General features: G+C 67.0%; 19 protein-coding genes. 8 read left to right on the forward strand and 11 right to left on the reverse strand.

Annotation, left to right across the window (positions count from 1 at the left end):
- Window positions 1-80: 80 nt before the first annotated feature.
- Window positions 81-500, reverse strand: a complete 420-nt coding sequence (locus NP3_RS50845) for a DUF418 domain-containing protein (RefSeq protein ID WP_245721246.1) — start codon at window positions 498-500, stop codon at window positions 81-83.
- 445 nt (window positions 501-945) lie between these two features.
- Between NP3_RS50845 and NP3_RS50850 the strand changes: the two genes are divergently transcribed.
- Entirely contained in the window at window positions 946-1,266 is a 321-nt protein-coding gene (locus NP3_RS50850; protein WP_245721244.1) for a hypothetical protein, read from the forward strand.
- A gap of 131 nt (window positions 1,267-1,397) precedes the next feature.
- On the opposite strand, the gene NP3_RS35645 is transcribed toward NP3_RS50850, so the two are convergent.
- The 7 genes from NP3_RS35645 to NP3_RS35670 form a co-directional block, all read right to left on the reverse strand.
- Entirely contained in the window at window positions 1,398-2,177 is a 780-nt protein-coding gene (locus NP3_RS35645; protein ID WP_157124767.1) for a hypothetical protein, read from the reverse strand.
- Window positions 2,178-2,465: 288 nt separating this feature from the next.
- The gene (locus tag NP3_RS35650) at window positions 2,466-3,854 is read right to left on the reverse strand and encodes a three-helix bundle dimerization domain-containing protein (protein WP_245721245.1); all 1,389 of its coding nucleotides are present in this window, start codon (window positions 3,852-3,854) and stop codon (window positions 2,466-2,468) included.
- 189 nt (window positions 3,855-4,043) lie between these two features.
- Window positions 4,044-4,202 (reverse strand): hypothetical protein, encoded by a 159-nt coding sequence (locus NP3_RS48450; protein ID WP_157124769.1) that lies wholly within the window; start codon window positions 4,200-4,202, stop codon window positions 4,044-4,046.
- A 174-nt stretch (window positions 4,203-4,376) separates the two neighbouring features.
- Window positions 4,377-5,795 (reverse strand): S8 family serine peptidase, encoded by a 1,419-nt coding sequence (locus NP3_RS35655; RefSeq protein ID WP_063046126.1) that lies wholly within the window; start codon window positions 5,793-5,795, stop codon window positions 4,377-4,379.
- 70 nt (window positions 5,796-5,865) lie between these two features.
- Complete coding sequence (locus NP3_RS35660) at window positions 5,866-6,453, reverse strand: HdeD family acid-resistance protein (RefSeq protein ID WP_063046127.1); 588 nt, start codon at window positions 6,451-6,453, stop codon at window positions 5,866-5,868.
- Window positions 6,454-6,515: 62 nt separating this feature from the next.
- Window positions 6,516-7,214 (reverse strand): hypothetical protein, encoded by a 699-nt coding sequence (locus NP3_RS49415; RefSeq protein WP_063046128.1) that lies wholly within the window; start codon window positions 7,212-7,214, stop codon window positions 6,516-6,518.
- Complete coding sequence (locus NP3_RS35670; RefSeq protein WP_063046129.1) at window positions 7,211-7,852, reverse strand: maltokinase N-terminal cap-like domain-containing protein; 642 nt, start codon at window positions 7,850-7,852, stop codon at window positions 7,211-7,213. Before NP3_RS35670 ends, NP3_RS49415 begins: the two co-directional genes overlap by 4 nt.
- A gap of 50 nt (window positions 7,853-7,902) precedes the next feature.
- On the opposite strand from NP3_RS35670, the gene NP3_RS35675 reads away from it, so the two are divergent.
- The 3 genes from NP3_RS35675 (at window position 7,903) to NP3_RS35685 (ending at window position 10,055) form a co-directional block, all read left to right on the forward strand.
- The gene (locus NP3_RS35675; protein WP_063046130.1) at window positions 7,903-8,343 is read left to right on the forward strand and encodes a pyridoxamine 5-phosphate oxidase; all 441 of its coding nucleotides are present in this window, start codon (window positions 7,903-7,905) and stop codon (window positions 8,341-8,343) included.
- Window positions 8,344-8,459: 116 nt separating this feature from the next.
- Complete coding sequence (locus NP3_RS35680) at window positions 8,460-8,867, forward strand: YciI family protein (protein ID WP_063046142.1); 408 nt, start codon at window positions 8,460-8,462, stop codon at window positions 8,865-8,867.
- A gap of 6 nt (window positions 8,868-8,873) precedes the next feature.
- Window positions 8,874-10,055: an RNA polymerase sigma factor gene (locus tag NP3_RS35685; protein ID WP_063046131.1), complete on the forward strand. Its 1,182-nt coding sequence runs from the start codon at window positions 8,874-8,876 to the stop codon at window positions 10,053-10,055.
- A 121-nt stretch (window positions 10,056-10,176) separates the two neighbouring features.
- Here NP3_RS35685 and NP3_RS35690 read toward each other — a convergent pair whose 3' ends face one another.
- On the reverse strand, window positions 10,177-11,127 hold the full coding sequence (locus tag NP3_RS35690; protein ID WP_063046132.1) for a coiled-coil domain-containing protein: 951 nt from the start codon (window positions 11,125-11,127) through the stop codon (window positions 10,177-10,179).
- Window positions 11,128-11,590: 463 nt separating this feature from the next.
- On the opposite strand from NP3_RS35690, the gene NP3_RS35695 reads away from it, so the two are divergent.
- Entirely contained in the window at window positions 11,591-11,929 is a 339-nt protein-coding gene (locus NP3_RS35695; RefSeq protein WP_157124772.1) for a hypothetical protein, read from the forward strand.
- A gap of 296 nt (window positions 11,930-12,225) precedes the next feature.
- On the opposite strand, the gene NP3_RS35700 is transcribed toward NP3_RS35695, so the two are convergent.
- Window positions 12,226-12,549 carry a winged helix-turn-helix transcriptional regulator gene (locus NP3_RS35700; RefSeq protein ID WP_063046134.1) on the reverse strand — a complete coding sequence of 108 codons (324 nt, stop codon included), beginning with the start codon at window positions 12,547-12,549 and terminating at the stop codon, window positions 12,226-12,228.
- 75 nt (window positions 12,550-12,624) lie between these two features.
- Between NP3_RS35700 and NP3_RS35705 the strand changes: the two genes are divergently transcribed.
- The gene (locus NP3_RS35705) at window positions 12,625-13,224 is read left to right on the forward strand and encodes a carboxymuconolactone decarboxylase family protein (RefSeq protein ID WP_063046135.1); all 600 of its coding nucleotides are present in this window, start codon (window positions 12,625-12,627) and stop codon (window positions 13,222-13,224) included.
- Window positions 13,225-13,394: 170 nt separating this feature from the next.
- On the opposite strand, the gene NP3_RS35710 is transcribed toward NP3_RS35705, so the two are convergent.
- Window positions 13,395-14,369 carry a helix-turn-helix transcriptional regulator gene (locus NP3_RS35710; RefSeq protein ID WP_063046136.1) on the reverse strand — a complete coding sequence of 325 codons (975 nt, stop codon included), beginning with the start codon at window positions 14,367-14,369 and terminating at the stop codon, window positions 13,395-13,397.
- A gap of 62 nt (window positions 14,370-14,431) precedes the next feature.
- Here NP3_RS35710 and NP3_RS35715 point away from each other — a divergent pair, with 62 nt between their 5' ends.
- Both NP3_RS35715 and NP3_RS35720 read left to right on the forward strand, forming a co-directional pair.
- Window positions 14,432-15,019 carry a DinB family protein gene (locus NP3_RS35715; protein ID WP_063046137.1) on the forward strand — a complete coding sequence of 196 codons (588 nt, stop codon included), beginning with the start codon at window positions 14,432-14,434 and terminating at the stop codon, window positions 15,017-15,019.
- Window positions 15,016-15,477: a VOC family protein gene (locus tag NP3_RS35720; RefSeq protein ID WP_063046138.1), complete on the forward strand. Its 462-nt coding sequence runs from the start codon at window positions 15,016-15,018 to the stop codon at window positions 15,475-15,477. Before NP3_RS35715 ends, NP3_RS35720 begins: the two co-directional genes overlap by 4 nt.
- The last annotated feature ends 235 nt before the right edge of the window (window positions 15,478-15,712 follow it).

Genomic DNA, 15,712 nt, shown 5'->3' on the forward strand with positions numbered 1-15,712 from the left:
GCGTCCGCGGCACGCGGGTGTTGCGAACGATGCTGAACGTGCACCGCTCGTAGCGCACGGCGGAAAACGAAAGTGCACGCTCAGCCTCGTCGAACCCGCTGCACCGGAACGTATTCCGACCGCCGCCAACCCGGAACCGACAGATACGTCGCAGCGCGCAGCACCCATTCCACCGGCCCATACGCATGAGTGCGCAACCACCGGTGACTGAATGCGAGCTGCGCGCCATAGGTCACCAACGCGATCCCGATCACGCCCGCCGGTGGCACATCATAGGCCAGGGCGAACCCGTAGCCGGTGTAGATCACCATCAACACCACCGACTGCATGGTGTAGTTGGAGGCCGCCATCCGACCCGCAGGGGCGAGCAGCGCCATATACCGTCCGGTGCGGGTTGATCGGGTCAGCATGATGATCCCCGCGATGTACGCGAACGTCATCAGCGGGTTGGCCACTTCTTGGATCCCGTCCCAGTACGACGGCGGTTCCAGCCAACCCATCCCGTAGGAGAATGTCACCGCCGATACCGGCAGTCCGACCGGCCAACCCACCGATGAATATCCGAGGGGCCCAGCGACGCAACGTCTGCTCTTCGGTGAACAGTTTGCGCTTACCGGCCGCCATTCCGATCAGGAACATGCCCAGCGCCGGTACGCCCTGGGTGATCCAGATGAGGATGATCCACAGCGGCGCCCCGGACACCTGCATCGTGAAGGTATCGGCGAAGCTACCCGTGTAGCCCTCGTGCATTGCCACCACATCGAGTACCTCGGCGAGCTCGGCAATTCCACCGGTCCCGGGCAGGAACGCCCATATCGACCACGTGAGATACAGCACCGTCCCGCCGATGACCGCGACCCGCGGCCGCAGCCACCGCAGCAGTATCAGAAACAGGCACAAAAACGCGTACAGCGTCAGAATGTCGCCGATCCACAGCAGGAGGACATGCGCCAACCCGATCACCATCAGCGTGGCGCAGCGCCGCAGCAGCCGCGGGTTCGCCGACACACCGGCCCGCTGCGCCGCCGCGATCTGCAGGGTGAACGAATAGCCGAACAGGAATGCGAACAGCAGATAGAACCGGCCGCTGAACAGCGCTTCCACCACCGCGTTCACGAGATGGTCGAATGGACCGTCGAACCCGAGTCGCGGATCGTCAGCGGTGCCGCCGAACGACCAGAGCAGCGTGGCAACAGCTACGTTCACGATGAGGATTCCGAAAAGCGCGAATCCCCGCAATATGTCGACTTCGGCTATCCGCAGTGATGTGGTTGCGGGCAGGACCGATTCGGACATGATCCGAAAATAACGGCCGCACCGCGAGCGGTCGTCCTCCCACCGACCGATTCGCGCCCCGATCGGGTGCGCCCTCAACAGCTACCTCCGGCGTATTGACATCACACCAGGTCGGCGACTTCCAAGTAGAGCTGCCGCTCGATGGCGATGTCGACGAGGAAGCCTTGCTGGCCCCTCGCGGTATCGGTCGCGTGGAACGCCGCGACCGCGATCTCGCCGACCCGCAATCGCTGACCGGCGAAATCGCGCTGCCCCAGGATGATCGGCTGCGCGTGGTCGAACACCAACTCGGTGACATCGACGGACAGCGGGGCGCCGAGCAGGTCGGTAACAGTGCCGGGGATGAGCCGGGCCGAGACGATTTGATCGAAGCTCGGCCGCCGCACGATCCGGTGCGCCACATACATTTTGCCCTGCCTGCCGAAGCACAGATGGGTCAGCAGTTCGGCCGTGCGCAGGGGATGCGGATCGAGCTGTGTGAAGGACACGATGTTGCGCACGGTGGCCACGACGTCACGTGCGATCACGATGCCGCCGCGCTCGAGGTGGCCGCGAACAAGGTTGCCCCGGAACGTCGTTCGCGGATGCTCCGCGCGTGGATCGACGTCGGCGAGTGCGAGGTCCGCCGGTTCGAAGGCGTGGCCGCCGCGGAATCCGGTGCGTCGATCGGCGCCGAGCGCCCGACTGCCGCGCTCGTCCAACTCGATATCGAGCAGCACCTGAAAGTCGAACGGCGAGAAGAACATCGGCCGATGCGAGAAATAACAGTCGGTGCCGGTCCCGAAGACCACCATCCCGTGTGTCCCGACCGTCGGCGCCGACCGATATGGACCCGCATATCTGGCCGTATATCTCGCCGTCCTGGTGAACATCCCGCTCATGAGGACGCTCCTTTCCTCTTCCCCTCCCCTAGCCTGGCCCGAGTACATCCCCGTGCCACGAGTGTCCGGCTACTCGAATTCCCGATCCCCGCTACTCGGCCTCCCCGATCCGATATGCCCGCTTTGTGCTCCACGATCCTCTGATCGCGCCGCCTCGGCAATCGGTCATGACCTGGACATACGGGTCGCCGGTAGATGCCCTGGCGAAAAGGCGGCCCAGACCGGCTCAGCACAGAGGCATGCGGCGGTCGTGCGGCCGCGGATATGCCCGGTGCTGCGGCCGCGACGTCAGTTGTAGGACTTGGTGACGCTGTCGATCAGGTGTTCGAGGGTGTCGATCGTGGGTGCGTCGATCACATCGATTACGTCGCCGGGCACCGAGACGTGGTTGTCGGCGGTGACCTTGGCGAATTGGCTGGGGTCGCTGGTGCGGAAACCGTGTGCGGCAGCGAGGCGCTGCAGGTCCGGATCGGTGGCCAGCAGGCGGCCGATGCGATCGCCGGATGCGGTGAGGGGCACCAGGGTGTGCTGGGAGACCACGGTCGGGGACGGGTAGGTCAGCACCATGCCAGGTTTGATCTGGCCGCGCACGGTCGCCTCGACGAACTGGGCCTCATAGATCCAGACCATGGGTGTCGGGCCCATACCCGCCGCGAGGTACTCGCGGAACGGGCCGTCGGTGGAGTTCTCGGTGTAACCCTGGCGCACGAACAGCCGCGACACCGTGGGCAGCACGGCCTGCTCGGCGGCCGGGCCCTGCACGATGGTGTTGTCATTGGCGACATGGCTCGCGATGGCCAGGTACATGGCAGCGGAGTTCGAGGTCCGTGGGTCCGTCGTGGAGACCAGGATGTTCTTGTGCACCGGATACACGGTGTTGTCGCGGAGTTTGTCCCATTCGACGTCGGTGCGCACGAGTTCGAGGTACCGGGCCATATCGAAGGTCGGGACCGGCCCAGGACGCACCACACCCGCCGCGGTCAGCAGATCGGCGATGGGCTGGAAGGTCGCGATCGCCAAGGGCGAGGAGAACGGCGTGTACTTCGTGCTGATATTGCGCGCCCGCTGAATCCGTTCCGCCGCAGGCGCACTCGACGGAAACGCGAAGTCGTACTTTCCGAGATCGATGGAGGTCGCGATCTGCCGCGAGCCGGCCGGATCGACCTCCGCTTTGACCCCCTTGCGGGCCAAGGCTTCCACGACGCGCGGGTCTTCGAAGAAGGCCATCTTCTCCGAGCCGACGACACCGTGCACCGTGGTCAGCGCTGCTGTCGCACCGGCCGGAGCGGGCTGGTCGGGCTGTCGCACTGCGAAGCCGACCACCAGTGCGAGGACGACGACCACAACCGCCGCCGCGAGTGCCATGAGCCGCTTGTCGGCTACCAGCTTGCCGCCGGACACCACGATTCGACTCATCCCTCGCGCCGGATCGGGCTGCTGACTCGGGTTCGGTTGCGCGGCGACACTTTCGGACTCGTTCTCTGTTGTCGACGCCGCCAGTTCCCGGCGCGCGATCCGCTCGATCAGAATCGGGACGAATTCCCGCACCGGATGGCCTTCGAACCGCTGCCGCGCCGTGCCCACCACGCTCTGGACCTGATCGGCCGGGTAGTCGTCGACCAAGCGGTCGGTCAACCGCTGAATCGCCTGCTCTTCGCGGACAGTAACGACACCCACCACAGTCTCCTCGGCGTCACATCGATCTCCGGTCGCGACAGCACCCAGCCCCTGCCCGCGCCGCCGAACCCTACCGAAATTTTCGGTCGGCATTACATCGGCGAAACCCCCCATCACTGGCGGGTGAAGTCCACTTCGACTGTGCCCGTACACATCTGCGGTGACCGCCGCCCACGGCGTCTGCCCAGGTCAAGGTCGTAATGGCAGCTCGAGCGCCATCTCGTCGATGGCCCGGGTCGCCGCATGGCCGATGCCGAATTCGCGTTGAAAGTTCAACGTGCCATTCACCTTTCGCCACTCAGCGTTGTCCGCAAGTTTCCGCCCCACCCGCGCGCCGCCGCGAACCACAGATCGTTCCTCATACATTCGCGCGTCGACGCACACCTTCGGGCGGAAGGCCTTACGTGCCGCGCGGCGCGTCCTTATGTGCGATGCCCGGAAGGTGTGCGAGCGCCCAGTCGGTCGGCTCGCGTCGGGGACCGGACGATACCTACTGCGCGTCGACCTGACGCGGCCGCGGGTTCACGGTGCGATCATGGCCTGGATGTCGGGCAGGTTGCCGATCCGCTGGGTCACGGGGCGACCCGGGGCGTCGACTTGGGGTGAACCGGTTGCGCGGAGTCGGGCCCGTACCTCCGACGGTGTCTTGCGGCTGGCGGCTGCGGCGGCCAAGCCTTGGTAGCTGGCGACGGAGCCGACGACGATCGGGGATGCGCTGGAGGTTCCGCTGAAAGTGTCTGTGTACCAGTAGTCTTCGTCGGCGCCGCCCTGCAGGTCGCCGTATCCGGTGGTGGTGACTTCGAGGCCCCAGCCCTGGGCGTCCACGCGGGATCCGTAGTTGGAGAAGGCGAGTCGCGAGCGTGCGGGTCCGTGGTCGCGGCCGTGGAATCCGGGTGGCGGGGCGCCCGCGCCGACCAGGATGGCGCCGGAGTCGGCGGCGCCGCCTCGGAACGGGTTGCGCCATGAGGCCGGGAAGTCGGCGGGTCGGCTGTCGTAGAGGGAGCTGTCGAGGTCTTCGGAACCGTTGCCTGCCGCGCCCACCACGATGACGCCACGTCCGATCGCGTATCGGATGGCCGCCCAGTCGTCGGGCCACCATTCGATCGCGATGTATCCGGCCTGATCTTCACGGTTCTGGAAGTTGTTGCGGGGTCCGGGCCGGTGCAGTTCGAGCAGAATGATGTCGCCCGCGCTCAGTGCGTCGGCCGCGGTGCGGATGGCGGCCGCGGAGCCCGCGTCGAATACCGAGACCGCGCGGATGGCGGCATCGGCGGCAATGCCGGTGATGCCGAAGGTGTTCACATCACCGCTGATCTCCCCGGCCACCGCGGTGCCGTGATTGCGCCAGCCCGCATCCGCCGACGGGGCACCGCCGATCACGCCGCCCTGGTTCGCCAGCAGGTCTTCGTGGGTGAACCGCCAGGCGCCCTCCACGTCGACAATGCGCACGCCCGCGCCGCGACCGCCGGGTCGGGTCCAGGCCCAGCGTGCGTTCACACCTTGCGGCGCGGCGTCCAGATAACCCTGCCGGGCTTCGAAATTCGGTGTCACGGGCGGCGCGTCCTCGAGCCGACGTGCCGCGATATCGGCCAGCACGACAGGTGGCGCGATCGGCGGTTCCGCGGGCGGTTTGACGTAGGCCGCCTCGACCGCGTCATCGGCGCGCAGCCGGTCCGCGAGCGCCTCGAGTTCATCGCCTACCCCGAGCACGGCAAAGTAGTTCAGGTACTCCGCGCCCACATCCTCTCGAGCGGTGCCCGCGATCCGCCGCGGCAGACGATTGGGCGGCCCGAAGATGCGTACCGGCGCACCGCCTTCCGGCAGCAACTCGACCAGCCGCGATTGTGCCGCGCGACTCTCACGCACCGCATGGGGATCGATGCCCGCTCGGGCACCGTGGGTGACGACGATCAGTTCCGAACCACTATCGGTGCGTGCCATGATCGACAGTTAACCCGTCCCATGATCATCACGCCAGGGCGATCGCACGCCAACTCGGATGTGCGCCAGCTCAGTTCGGCGCCACCGGAATGCGCCCGGCCGCCCCGACCTCTCCGCGTCCGCGCGCGACCGTGAGAACCTCCAGCATGCCGATCACGATCGCGCAGCCACCTGCCGCCATGCCGAGTACGTTCAGCGAATCGAACGGCAGCGCGATCATGATGAATCCCACCATCACGGTCAGCAGCCCGAATATCTCTTGCCAGCCACCCTCGGGCAACTCGTCGGCCCAGACCGCCACGGTCGCCTGCGCGATTCCGCGCACGGCCCAGCCGAGGCCGATCCACACTGCGAGCAGCAGGATCGAATCCGCGCTGTGGAACGCCATCACGGCCAATGCCAAAGAGGTGACGCCGCTGAAGAATACGAACATCCGCAGTGCCGCCCCTAGCCGGGCGCCTATCGCGATGATCAGCTGTATCGCACCGCTCGATAGTAGGTATAGGCCGAACAACAACTCCGCCATCCGCTCGGTCTTGTCCGGCCACACGGCTATCAGCACTCCGAGAACCACCGAGCCGATACCCGCGACCAATACCGCCAGCCGCGCCCCGTCGGCAAGCGAACCCCCAAGACCCGCACTCTCGTTTTCGGGCATAGCTCCATAGTATGGGCCCCGGACGCGGATAACCGGGTGTTTGCTTCCGGGTCGCGATATTTCTACGCCAACTGAGCGTGTCGTGGTGCATTGTGCCGGTGTGTCAGCGTTGCGATACCGCAGGCGAGGACCGTTCCGGCCACGAGCGTCAGCGGCATGTGCCGGGCGAGCAGGTTCTCGCGCAACGGGTCTCGCAGCAGCAGCCAGCCCGCGACGATCATCACGAATCCCTCGCAGAGCGCCGCGACCAGTGCGGCTTCGACCCTCGGCCGCCATGCTCGACGGTTCCGCTCGACGAGCCAACCGCCGAACCCGAGCAGCGCACAGCCGAATCCGATGAGCGAGGCGCCGATCGCAGTGCCGAAATCCGCCGTCGGCGCGTCGACGGTTTCGGCGCGGATGTCGTTCCAACGCACCGCGACGACTTGATCGCGCCAAATCTCCAGTTCGACAGCCGATCCGGGCGTCACTGCGGCGAGGATCGTATTGCCGGAAGGGAAGTCGAGGTGCCGCTCGATGCCGGTGTCGACTTCGAGTCGGTAGGTCGCCGACCGCGTCACACCCCCGTGGACGACGGCATCAGTGACGCGGGCTGGGTTCAGAGCGTGGTCTTCGCGCTCGTAGGCCGACCGGTCGCCCGCGGTCCGCGTCGCGTCCACGACTCCGATGGTGGTGGCCGTGAGCGCGATCAGCCCGAATGCGAGCAGTAGTCGAGGACGTGCGGCCGTCCAGGACCACCACCGCTGCTCGGGTCCGGTCATGCGCTGATCGCCAGGACCACACCGCGCACGGTGGAACCGCCGATCTGCCACGGCGCGGATACTCGGACGGCATCCTTCTGGTCGGAAGCCGGTGTGGCGGGCTCGGGACGCAGTACCCGCTCGATCCGAACGCTTCGACCACTGCCGACGGCGATGGCGGTGTGCGTCGGTGTATCAACAGCTGAGCGGAATTGCGTTGCAGTGGAAGGGAACTCGCCGACCGCGACAACGGAGGGATCCGGCGTGTCACTCATGCCCTGCGCTTGCGGCTGCGCCTGCCCGGCCAGCAGCGCGACGATCCGAGCGATCGCCACCGGATCACGGGTCGCGTCGTAGATCCAGCGCTGTCCGAGCACACCGTGCATCGAGGTGCCGACAAGAGCGTCATCGGCACCGTCGAGTGGTGCGCCGCGGTAGGTCAACGGCACGTGGTAGGCGATGGATTCGGGTCCAGCGTGATCGTTCACGAGCACGAATTCGATGCCGACCGCACCCGCCGGATCGTCGAGCCGGAAGCCACCGGCCTTGCTCAGCCGCGGCGCGGGCCCGCCGTCTCGATACCACGGCCGAGTCGGTAACCAGGCGGTAAGCAGTTCGAGCTTGCTGGGCGACATGGTCGTGCGGTGAATAACAGCCATGGGCCACCCTATCCTTCAACGGCGAGTGGAGGTTTCACGCGGCGTGGAGTGTGGGCGCACTGACCCGTTTGGCCTACGTCGCCAAGGACGGCACACCCCGCAATGTCCCGATCGCGTTCACCTGGAATGCTTCGCAGATCGTCATGTGCACTTCGAAGAACGCCCCGAAGCTCCCGGCCCTGCGCGAGAACCCGATGGTTGCCCTGAAGATCGACACCGAAGTGCACCCGCCCAAGATCTTGCTCATCCGCGGCCGGGCCGGGTTGGACCTCGTCGATGGCATCCCGGACGAGTATCTCCAGATGAACGGCACCTACGAGATGACGCCCGAGCAACGGGTTCACTGGGAGGCGGAAGTACGTTCGCTCTACGACGGCATGGTCCGGATCGTCGTGACCCCGACATGGGCGAAGCTGATCGACTTCGAGACGACTCTGCCGAGCGCGGTCGAGGAGCTGGTACAGCAGCGGGACGAGCGTCAGCGCGCCTGAGCGCAGTTTCGAAGTCCGCCAGAAAATTTCGCGGTGGGATGTCGAGAATCCGCCTGCCGCTGCGTCCCCGAACTGAACACGGCCAGAATGGGCCGTACCGTACCAAGGAGAACATGATGGCCAAATACCTGCTGCTCAAGCACTATCGAGGTGCACCGGCGTCGGTCAACGACGTGCCGATGGACCAGTGGACGCCGGAGGAGGTTTCGGCCCACGTGCAGTACATGCAGGACTTCGCCGCACGGCTCGAGGCCACCGGCGAGTTCGTCGACGAACGTGCCCTCGCCCCGGAGGGCACGTTCGTCCGCTACGACGGCGAGGGGCGACCGCCGGTCACCGACGGCCCGTTCGCGGAAACCAAGGACCTGATCGCCGGTTGGATGGTGATCGATGTCGAGACCTACGAGCGGGCGCTCGAGCTGGCCGGTGAGTTGTCCGCGGCGCCGGGTGCGGGCGGGAAGCCGATCCACGAGTGGCTCGAGTTGCGCCCCTTCCTGACCGCGTGTGCGACCATCACGGAGTGACGGACGGTGGATGAGGCCCTGCTGCGGTCCCTCACCCCCACGGTGATCGGGATTCTTCTCCGTCGCGGAGCCGACTTCGCGGCGGCCGAGGATGCCGTGCAGGACGCGCTGGTCGAAGCGGTGCGGGTGTGGACGGATGATCCACCGCGGGATCCCAAGGGCTGGTTGATCACCGCGGCCTGGCGCAAGTTCCTCGACGCTGCCCGCGCCGATACCTCCAGGCAGCGGCGCGAGGTGCTCGTCGAGGCCGAGCCTGTGCCCGGCCCGGGCGAGGCGGCGGACGACACGTTGCAGCTGTACTTCCTGTGCGCACACCCGTCGTTGACACCGGCGTCGGCCGTCGCGCTCACGCTGCGTGCGGTCGGTGGCCTGACCACCCGTCAGATCGCGCAGGCCTACCTCGTGCCGGAGGCGACCATGGCCCAGCGGATCAGCAGGGCCAAGCGGACCGTCTCGGGCGTCCGGTTCAACCAGCCCGGTGACGTCACCACGGTGCTGCGCGTGCTCTACCTGGTCTTCAACGAGGGCTATTCCGGTGATGTCGATCTCGTCGGCGAGGCGATCCGGCTGACTCGCCAGCTGGCGGCCAAGACCCACCATGAGGAGGTCGCGGGCTTGCTCGCGCTGATGCTGCTGCACCACGCGCGGCGCCCGGCGCGGATCGGCCCCGACGGCGGGCTCGTACCTCTGGCCGAGCAGGACCGCAGTCTGTGGAACACCCGCCTGATCGCCGAGGGCGTCGAGGTGCTCCAGGCAGCCCTCACGCGCGACCGTCTCGGGGAGTTCCAGGCCCAAGCCGCCATCGCCGCGCTGCATGCCGATGCCCGGGCGGCCGAGGAAACCGACTGGGTGCAGATCGTCGAGTGGTACGACGAACTGGTGCGCCTCACCGACAGCCCGGTGGCCCGCCTCAACCGGGCCGTCGCGGTCGGTGAGGCCGACGGCCCGCAGGGCGGCTTGGCCGCGTTGGCCGAGCTCGATCCCGCTCTGCCCCGCTACGCCGCCGTCGCGGCGTACCTGCACGAACGTGACGGTGACCCGGTGACCGCGGCACGGCTCTACAGCCAAGCTGCCCGCTCGGTGTCCAGCCTCCCCGAACGCGATCACCTCACGCGACAGGCCGCACGGCTCAATGCGCAGTTGCGCAGTACAGGCCAGGATTGCGTCCGCCGACCCGCACCGGATTGAGTAGCTCGTGGGACTGATCGGCGTCGTCGGGTTGAGCGGGGTGCGTGAATCGGAACATTTGTCGATCCGAATCGGCACCCGGACGACAAGGGTGCCCCGGCCCTGACAACGGAGACTGCCCCTATCCAGGAGCGCCGTCGGACGCCGATCCGGTTCGGCTCTGGCGGGATTCGGCGACCATATGGTCGAGCTGGCGTTCGGCGCGTTCGGCGCGGGCCAGGGTTTGGGCGCGGGCGTCGTCCAGCGTGGCCAACCGTTCCACCGCTTCGCGCCGCGCCTGCTCGAGCGCGGCCGCCGATTCGGCGCGCACCGCAGCGACCTCCGCACTTGCCGCGCGGCGAACCTCGGCGAGTTCGTTGCGCGTGCGATCCAGTTCCTCGCGCAGTCGGTTCAGTTCCTCGCGCGCCTCCGCGACGGCCTGATTGCGTTCCGCCACGGCCTGTTCGGCGCGTTCGATGGCGCGCTCGGCATCGGCCGCACGCTGCACCGCCAGATCGCGTTCGGCACCGGCCGCGGTGATCTGTTGGGCGGACTCGCGGCGGATCTGTTCGATGTCGGTCGTCGCCTTCCGGCGCGCCAGTTCCACATCCTCGGTGGCCTGCTGCCGCGCGCGTTCCACATCGTCGGCCGCGTCGCGGCGGATGGTGCGGATTTCGGCATCGGCCTCGCTGCGTGCCGCGAAGACATCGTCGGCGGCCTGTTTGGTGACCCGTTCGACCTCACGCAACGCATCCGACCGCGCCGTATCCGCTTCGGCCACCAGTGATTCCGCATGTTCGGCCGCGCCGGCCGCATCGTCGGCGGCCGATTCCGCGGCCGCGCGCGCCTCCTCCGCTTCGCGTCGCGCCTGATCCGCGGCGACTGTGGCGACCTCGGCCTCCGCGATGCGCCGTGCCGCGTCGGCCTGCACGGCCTGCACCTGCGCCTCGGCGATCGCCGGATCGGCAAGCGTGGACAGCTCGGTCACCGCCGAATTCAGCGTGTTCCCCAATTGATCGGCCAGTCCACGGAATTGAGTGAGCAGCTCATCCGCGCGCAGCCGAGCCACCGTCACCGGACCTTGTTGCGTCACAGTGACGGTAGCCGCCGACGTCTGCGACTCCTGTTGTTGTCGTTGCCGTTCTCGCCAAGCGCGCCACCGGGTGTGCTCCGGTTGATCACAGTATTCCGAGGGCCGCCCCGGCCCACCCCCGCGCGTAATCGGTCGAGCACATCCGGGGTAGTTGCAAACGTTGGACACCGCAGAATCGTAGCGTTTGTTTCGTCGAACCCAACGTATTCACACGAAACGAAATCCGTGTCGCCCCAGATCTTTCGGCTGACCAACCCGCTGGATCTGACCACCGATAAGTGAACATTATCGGAGGCCAGTCATTCCTGAGCTCTCGCAATCCGCCCGCCGGAGTTACGTTTCGTTTCGTTTGTGTATACGAAACGAATTACCAACGGAACCGGTGAAAACTGGGTACCCCGACCTACTTCGCGGACCAGTCTTCAGGTTCTCGTACCAGGTGGCGCCGGACACGGTGTCCGACGTGACCACGAGCCCACTGCTGCCCCTGCCCCTGCCCCTGCCCCTGAGCGCACTCATGCTGCTCGAGGACCTGAACGTCGAACCCGGCCAGTGGATCGCGATCAATGCCACCAACCGGCGCGGTGGACTGGCCGGTGAACCTGGCCAGTGCGGCGTCCATGTGCTCAACGTCGTTCGCAGTGAGACAGCCGCGAAGACGTTGCGGGAGTTGGGATTCGAGCCGATATTCGCCACCGAGGGCGACGTGAGCGGCCGCACTGGCCACCGACGGCGCACGATCGCGCGCCATGGGATCAGGTCGGCGGAATTCCGCCGACGATCTGCTCGGCCCGCGCGGTGAGCTGATCTCTTTCGGCGCGCTCTCTGCTCAGCCGATGGTCCATCGAACCCTGCGCGATGATCTTCAAACAGGCCGTGGTGAACGGCTTCTGGGCTCCAAGCGTGCCGAAGAGATCGGCGCAACCGAACGCCGCCGCCTCATCGGTTGGTCGGCCCGGCCGCACGCAGCGTCCTGCAGTTCGAGATCGAGGCGAGCTATCCGCTCACTCAGGCGGGCGAGGCTGCCGCGGCCACCAAAACTGCGGGCCGCGTTGCCCTGCGGGCGCGCAACCGCCCGACTGCCTGAACTATTCGGAACTATTGCGACTCGGCCCACTCGGTTGCCCAGGCATCGAGTGGGCCGAGTGCGCCGCGCAGGCCCGCGCCGAGCGGGGTGAGCGCGTAGCCGTCATCGGTGGCCGTGATCAGCCCTGCGGCAGTGAGTTCACCCAAGCGCTGGTAGAGCACGCTCGAAGACAATCCCTGACACCGGGCCAGCAGAGCGCGGGCCCCGACCGGCCCGTCGCGCAGTTCCCACACGATGCGCAGCGTCCAACGACGGCCGAGTAGATCCAGCGCGGCCATGAGCGGCCGACCGGTGGTCGAGCCGCGAACCGGGTGGCCTGGGCGGGGGACGTCCATCGCACTCCCTTGTGTTTCGATTATCGAAACACTAGCATTCGAGGTGTTTCTATTTCCGAAACACATGGAGCTGGAATGTCCAGAATCGACCCTCTGGAACCGCCTTACACCGACGCGGCCGGCGAACTGCTGGCCCGCATGATGCCCTCGGGCGCCCCACCCATCGCGCTGTTCCGGCTCTTCGCCCGCAACCTGCCGATGGCGACGGCCATGCATGGCTGGGGCAGTTACGAACTGGGCCGAGAACTCTCGCTGAGCCTGCGCGAACGCGAATTGGTCATCGACCGCACCTGCGCCCGCTGCGGCTGCGAGTACGAATGGGGTGTGCACATCGCGGTATTCGCTGCCCGGGCGCGCATCACCACCGAAGAGCAGACCTCCCTGACCCACGGCAACCCCGAAGATCCCTGCTGGACAACCGAATCCGAACGGCTGCTGCTACGGGCCGTGGACGCCCTGCACGATCATGGCGATATCGACGATGTGCTGTGGGCTGGCCTCGCGGCCGAGTTCGACGAGCAGCAGCTGCTGGATCTGCTGCTGCTGTGCGGCTGGTACCACGCGATCAGCTTCACCGCCCGCGTCACGCGACTGCCATCCGAACCCGGCACACCACGCTTCGCCGACGTGCTCCCGCACACCGAAAGCGTTGGGGCACCGGCTGATCGCGGCTAGCCGAGCAGTTCGTCGAGACAGCACCGGCGCCAGGATCCGCCCGGCTCCACGCTGCGTACGACCGGATGGCCGGTGCTGTCGAAGTGCTGGTGGCGTGATACCCGGAGGCGTTCGGTTCAGGCGCCGGGATGGTCGGGCTCGCGCACACCCATCTCGGCGATGGTCGCGGCTCACGAGTCCTCCATGTCCGGCATCGTGGCACCGGCCGACAGCAGTCGCTGCGCCAGCGCGTGACAGCGCCTGCCGAGCTCTGGCGGGTCCAGTACCTCGAAGTCGTGCCCCAGTAGGAGTATGTGCATGAGCACGGCGTCGAGGTTTTCGGCACCGCTGAGTACCTCGCAGCGCTCATTTCCTCGCGGTCGTACGACGGCCGCCGACGCTGGAATCTGCGCACGCACGGTGTCGGCCGAGGCGTGTACCAGGAAGCGCGCCTGGTGCGGGTAGACCCGGCTCGCCACGCTCTCCTGCACGTACGTCGCCGCGTCGGGCGCCGGGCGCGGGCGGAAGCGCCAGGTCCGTGCCGACACCTCGGTCATCTTGTCGACGCGGAAGCTGCGCCAGTCGTCGCGGTCGAGGTCGTAGGCGAGCAGGTACCAGCGCCGGTCAGAGGCGACCAGACGGTAGGGCTCCACTTGTCGCCGTCGTACCTCGCTCCCGGACGGGTAATCGAAACCGGCCTCGACCTCGTCGCGGCAGGCTCTGGCCAGCATCATGAGCACCTCCGGGTCGACCGGCGTGCGGCCGCCGCCGAAGGATTCGACCGAGCCGGACAGCGCGCGCACCTCGTGCCGCAACCGGGTGGGCAGCACACGGTCGAGCTTGGTCAGCGCCCGCAGTGCTGCGTCGCCTGCGCTGGCGATCGCACCCGCGCCGACGAGTAGCGAGACCGCGGTGACGATCGCCTCCTGGTCGTCGAGCAGTAGCGGCGGCAGGTCCTGCCCCGCGCCGAGCTGGTAGCCGCCGCCGACACCCTGGCTGGCATGCACCGGATAGCCGAGCGTGCGCAGTCGCTCGACATCGCGACGTACCGTGCGCGGCGTGACCCCGAGCCGGTCGGCGAGTTCGGGGCCGGTCCAGACCTGGCGTTGCTGTAGCAGCCCGAGCAGGGTGAGCACCCGCTCCGTCGTACCCCGCTCCACGTCCATGTCGCCCACCCTGTCAGAGATAGCGGACCGATGCTGTCCGCTAGGCATGTCAGGGTAGCTCCATGGATGCAGACGAACTCGACTGGAACCGGTCGCTGCGCGAGCAGTGGGAGTTCCATTGGAACCATCAGATCCGAGCCAGGCTCGACGGCCTCACCGACGACGAGTACTTCTGGTCGCCGGTGCCGGACGCGTGGAGCGTGCGGCCACGCGGCACCTCGACGGCGCCCGTACAGGTCGGTGCCGGGGACTTCACGATCGACTACGCTCTCCCCCAACCGGTCCCCGCGGCCTTCAGCACGATCGCCTGGCGACTTGGTCATGTCATCGTCGGTGTACTCGCGGCGCGCAACGCGTCGCATTTCGGCGCACCGGCGGCGTCGTACGAGACCTGGGAGTACGCGCCCAGTGCGGCTACTGCGCTCGACCAACTCCAGGCCCAGCTCGATGTCTGGCTGGCCGGGGTGCGTGGTCTCGGCGAGGCCGGGCTCCGGGTCCCGGTCGGCGCGAAGGAGCCCTACCCCGAGTTGCCCATGGCCGACCTGGTGCTGCACATCCACCGCGAGCTGATCCATCACCTGTCCGAGGTCTGCCTGCTGCGCGACCTCTACCTGCACACGAAGTCCGCAACGAACGGAGCAACCCGATGAGCCGCCACATCCAGATCACCTTCGACGCCCACGACCCGAAGGCACTGTCCACCTTCTGGCGCGACGTACTGGGCTACGTCCACCCCGGCCCGCCCGGAGTCGACCTGCCCGCAGATGCCGACCCGCTGGCCGCATGGGAGGAGTTCCTCGCTCGTATCGGTGTACCGCCGGAGCAGCGCAACACGAGATCGGCCATCGAGGACCCGCACGGGCACGGCCCACGACTGTTCTTCCAGCAGGTGCCGGAGGACAAAGTCGCCAAGAACCGCGTCCACCTGGACGTCCGTGCGGCTCCCGGACTACAGGGCGAGGAACGGATGGCGGCGCTCGAGGCCGAGTGCAACCGGCTCCTCGCGCTGGGGGCGAGACGGGTACGTCGCGAGGAGCCCGGTCCCCCGATGAGCGCCGGCCACATCGTGATGACCGACCCCGAGGGCAACGAGTTCTGTCTGGACTGACCCGGCTCGGCGGTAGGCGCTACCGACCTGCAGGAGCTTTGTCGAATGAAGGATCAGGCAGCCTGATCCTTCATTCGATCCGAGCCGGACTCGAAAGCGGAAGTAATGGCTGACCAACATCCGGGGCGCTGTGGCGCGCGCCACCGAGTTCCGTTGTCTTCCACACTGTTTCGATCCGAACCCAGGCGACTTGGTCGCAATGTTCTCAATGCTGTTGAGAGTCAATCGGATTCAA

This window comes from Nocardia pseudovaccinii NBRC 100343 (assembly GCF_001613225.1).
Taxonomy (GTDB): Bacteria; Actinomycetota; Actinomycetes; order Mycobacteriales; family Mycobacteriaceae; genus Nocardia; species Nocardia pseudovaccinii.